We start from the raw sequence: 4,048 nt of genomic DNA, 5'->3' as shown, positions 1-4,048 counted from the left end.
CGTCAGGCCGCCGCCCAGCCGGCCGCGCAGCCGCAGCCGGCCCCGGCGGCCGACTTCGCGCCGTTCTGGTTCGCCGTCCCGGCGCCGCGCCAGCTGGCTCCGAAGGACAACCCGGTCGGCGCTCCGATCGGCGAACTCGTCCCGGGCACCTGGTACCTGGCGGTCGAGCAGCGCGGCACCGCGCTGGTCGCCCAGCTGCAGGACGGCTCCCAGGGCCTGCTGGCCGACACCTCGGGCATCCAGCGCGGCTGACCCCGCGCGCTTCGAGCCCGCGGCTGACCGCCGCCCGCCTACGGCGAAGGGGCGGGACCGGATCTCCTAGAACCCAAGGAGATCCGGTCCCGCCCCTTCGCCGTACGGACGCACCACTCAGCAGCAGTCCTGAACCACCAGACCGGTCGGCAGTTCATCCCCGCCGAACACCGCCACCGTCGCCGGGTCGCCGCCGAGCGCCGCGACCGCGAGCAGCAGCGCCCCCGCCGTCCAGGTGGTGCGCTCCTCGGGCCAGATCGCGTCGTCCTCGAACACGTACCCGGTCCAGTACGAGCCGTCGATGTGCCGCAGGTGCTTCTGGATCCAGCGCAGGATGTCCACCGCGCGGTCGGACTCGCCGACGGCCCAGAGCGCCATCGCCAGCTCGGCGCTCTCCCCGCCGGTCACCCACGGCCGGTCGCTGACGCAGCGCACGCCGAGGCCGGGGACGACGAAGCGGTCCCAGTCCGCAGCGATCCGCTCCACCGCGGCCGGGCCGCGCAGCGCGGTGCCGAGCACCGGGTAGTACCAGTCCATCGAGTAACGGCCCTTGTCGAGGAACCGCTCGGGGTGGTGGGTGACGGCGTGCCGCAGCCGACCGGCCGCGAGCTCCCAGTCGGGCTGCGGCTCCTCCAGGTAGTCGGCGACGGCCAGCCCGCAGCGCAGCGCGTGCAGGACGCTGGACGAGCCGGTGAGCAGCGCCTCGTCGGTGGCCGCGCCGTGCTCGTCGACCCGCCAGGCGATCGGGCCGCCGGGCAGCCGCTGGGCGACGATGAAGTCCAGCGCGCGCCGCACGGTCGGCCAGATCCACTCCAGGAAGGCGTCGTCGCCGGTGGAGAGGTGGTGGTGCCAGACGCCGACGGCCACGTAGGCGCAGAAGTTGGTCTCCTTGGCCGCGTTGCAGACGGCGCCGTCGGCGTGGTCCGGCCGCCCGTAGGCGTAGGCGGCGTACCAGGAGCCGTCCGGGTTCTGGCGCGCGGCGAGCCAGCGGTAGGCGGCCTCGGCGGCGGCGTGCTCGCCGGCGGTGTCCAGCGCCATCGCCGCCTCGGTGTGGTCCCAGGGGTCGAGGTGGTGGCCGTGGAACCACGGGATGGCGCCGTCGGGCTGCTGCTCGGCGAGGATGCTGCGGACGGTGCCGGCGGCCTGGTCGGCGTCGAGCACCCCGTCGAGCAGCAGGACGTCCGGGACGGCGGCGGTCACTCCGCCCCGCCCGTCGCCCGGTCCGCCCGGTCGGCTCGGTCGGCTCGGTCGGCCGTCGCGTCGCCCCGGGCCCCGGCCCGGTGGGGCTTGGAGGCGTAGGCGACGAAGCTCTTGCCGATGACCGGGTTGAGCGCCCGCTCGGCGGCCTTGGTGAGGGTGCTGATGACGGGGGTGCCGACGATGTCCCAGACCAGCAGCTGGTGGTACGCCTTGACCGGCAGCGCCTTGTCGTTGTTCACGCCGACCGCGCACTTGATCCACCAGTACGGCGAGTGAAGCGCGTGCGCGTGGTGGGTGCCGTACGGCTCCAGGCCGGCGTCCTTGAGCCTGTCGAGCAGTTCGTCACCCCGGTAGATCCGGATGTGGCCGCCCTCGACCTCGTGGTACTCGTCGGAGAGCGCCCAGCAGATCTTCTCGGGCAGCCAGCGCGGCACGGTGACGGCGAGCAGTCCGCCGGGCTTGAGGACCCGGAACATCTCGTTGAGCACGCCCTTGTCGTCCGGGATGTGCTCCATCACCTCGGAGATGATGATCTTGTCGAAGTAGTCGTCCTCGAACGGCAGGGCCAGCGCGTTGCCCTCCATCGCGACCGCGGACGCGCCCTCCGGCGCCTCGCCCGCCTGCTCCATGGCGGCGAACCACTTCCTGACCTCGGCGATCTCCTCGGCGTTCTGGTCGAGGGCGATTACATTGGCCCCGCGCCGGTAGCACTCGAACGCGTGCCGCCCCCCGCCGCAGCCCAGGTCGAGCACCCGGTCGCCGGGGGCGAGCGGGAAGCGCGAGAAATCAACGGTCAGCACTGCGGACTCCCATTCCTTCGGTACCCAAGGTTCCTGACGCCGAGTCAGATGCATCGCGGGGCGCACGGCGCGCGGGGGCGGACGGGACAGCGCGCACCACCGGGAACCGGGTGCGGCCGGTCGCCCCCCCCCCCGACCGGACGCCGGGCCGCCGTCAGGCCACGTAGCGCCAGCCGGGACCGGAGCGCGCCCGGCTCCCGGCCCCGGTGGCGATCGCGGCCCGGTAGCCCTCGACGGTCAGCTCGGCGGCGCGCTCCCAGGTGAACCGGGCGAGCACCCGGGCCCGGCCCGCCGCGCCGAGCGACGCGCGCAGCCGCGGGTCGTCCAGCAGCCGGCCGAGCGCCGACGCGAGCGCGTCCGGGTCGCCCGGGGGCACCGCCAGACAGCTCTCCCCGTCCGGACCGGCGACCTCGGGGATCGCCCCGCCGGTGGTCGCGACCAGCGGGGTGCCGGTGGCCATCGCCTCGGCGGCCGGGAGCGAGAAGCCCTCGTACAGCGACGGCACGCAGGCCACCTCGGCCGAGCGGTAGAGGTCGACCAGCTGCTCGTCGGTCAGACCGTGCCGGAACTCGATGTGCCCCTCAAGACCGAAGGCGCGCACCGCGCGGGCGATCGGCCCGTCCTCCTTCTGCGGCTTGCCGACCACGACCAGGTGCGCGTCGCGTTCGGTGCGGACCTTGGCCAGCGCGGCGACCAGGTGCACCAGGCCCTTCAGCGGAACGTCCGCGCTGGAGGTGGTGACGATCCGCCCGGGCACCCGCGCCACCGTGTCCGACGGCGACCAGAGCCGGGTGTCGGCGCCGACCGGCACCACCGAGACGGCGTGCGGCGCGGCGCCCAGGTGCTCGGCGATCTCGCGCTTGGAGGTGCCGGAGACGGTGATGATGTGGTCCAGCCGGGCGGCGACCCGGCGCTGCATCCGGGTGAAGGCGTACCAGCGGCGCAGCGACAGCCGCTTCAGCCGTCCGGCGGCCGCGTCCAGCTCGACCTGGCGGTCCACGGTGATCGGGTGGTGGATCGTGGTGACCAGCGGGAAGCCGTACCGGTCCAGGCCGAGCAGGCCGTAGCCGAGCGTCTGGTTGTCGTGCACGACGTCATAGCGGCCGCGGTGGCGGGCCAGGTACTGGCGGGCGCGCAGCGAGAAGGTCAGCGGCTCGGGGAAGCCGCCGGTGCGCATGGTCAGGTACTCCAGGACGTCCACCGGCCCCCGGTACTCCTCGCGCGCCGGGGTGCGGAAGGGGTCGTCGGCCCGGTAGAGGTCCAGGCTGGGCAGTTCGACGAGCCGGACCGAGCCCGGGCCCTCGACCGCGTCCAGGACGGGGTACGGCTGCGCGCCGATCACGTCCACGTGGTGGCCGAGGCGGGCCAGCTCACGGGAGAGATGCCGTACGTACACGCCCTGGCCGCCGCAGAACGGGTCGCCCCGGTACGAGAGCAGGGCAATCCGCAGCGGCTGCGCGGTCATCGTCGGCCCTCATCTCTGCTGCTGTCTGTGCTGCCGGTCGGTAAAGTAGATCAGGTTTCAGTGGGTGCGGAGTCCACCGGTGACCATGTGAACAATGAGAGACCTCGAAGATACCGGCCCGTAGCTTCCGCTCCGGATCCAGGGCTGGTGATTCGCGCCACGCCCGGGAGCGTCCTTGCCGTCACCAACGTCACCGCCATCACCGACGTCACCGTCATCACCAACGCCACCTCCGTCACCGTCGTCACCGCCACCACCCGCGCCCCTGCCGCCCCCTCCGGGGCACGCCCCGGCGCAGGAGCCGCCGCTGACCGCCCGGCAGGCGGAGCGG

Annotated in this window: 4 protein-coding genes and 1 pseudogene; 2 read left to right on the top strand and 3 right to left on the bottom strand. The window is 73.6% G+C overall.

Going from position 1 to position 4,048, the window contains the following annotated elements; translation table 11 throughout:
• Window positions 1-252 (top strand): annotated as a pseudogene (locus ABD308_RS21785) (hypothetical protein); the annotation flags it as partial.
• Between the two features lie 117 nt (window positions 253-369).
• Here the strand turns inward: ABD308_RS21785 and ABD308_RS21780 are convergent.
• The 3 genes from ABD308_RS21780 to ABD308_RS21770 form a co-directional block, all read right to left on the bottom strand.
• On the bottom strand, window positions 370-1,452 hold the full coding sequence (locus ABD308_RS21780; protein WP_344337770.1) for a prenyltransferase: 1,083 nt from the start codon (window positions 1,450-1,452) through the stop codon (window positions 370-372).
• A complete protein-coding gene (locus ABD308_RS21775; RefSeq protein WP_344337768.1) occupies window positions 1,449-2,252 on the bottom strand; it encodes a class I SAM-dependent methyltransferase in 804 nt (267 codons plus the stop codon). The genes ABD308_RS21780 and ABD308_RS21775 overlap by 4 nt, the downstream gene beginning before the upstream one ends.
• A gap of 154 nt (window positions 2,253-2,406) precedes the next feature.
• Window positions 2,407-3,717 (bottom strand): glycosyltransferase family 4 protein, encoded by a 1,311-nt coding sequence (locus ABD308_RS21770; RefSeq protein ID WP_344337766.1) that lies wholly within the window; start codon window positions 3,715-3,717, stop codon window positions 2,407-2,409.
• A 147-nt stretch (window positions 3,718-3,864) separates the two neighbouring features.
• Here ABD308_RS21770 and ABD308_RS21765 point away from each other — a divergent pair.
• A partial coding sequence (locus tag ABD308_RS21765) for a hypothetical protein (RefSeq protein WP_344337764.1) occupies window positions 3,865-4,048 on the top strand: 184 nt, incomplete at its 3' end.

This window comes from Kitasatospora putterlickiae, assembly GCF_039527695.1.
Lineage (GTDB): Bacteria > Actinomycetota > Actinomycetes > Streptomycetales > Streptomycetaceae > Kitasatospora > Kitasatospora putterlickiae.
The sequence above is the reverse complement of the archived record's forward strand: the minus strand, read 5'-3'. Positions and strand labels throughout refer to the sequence as shown.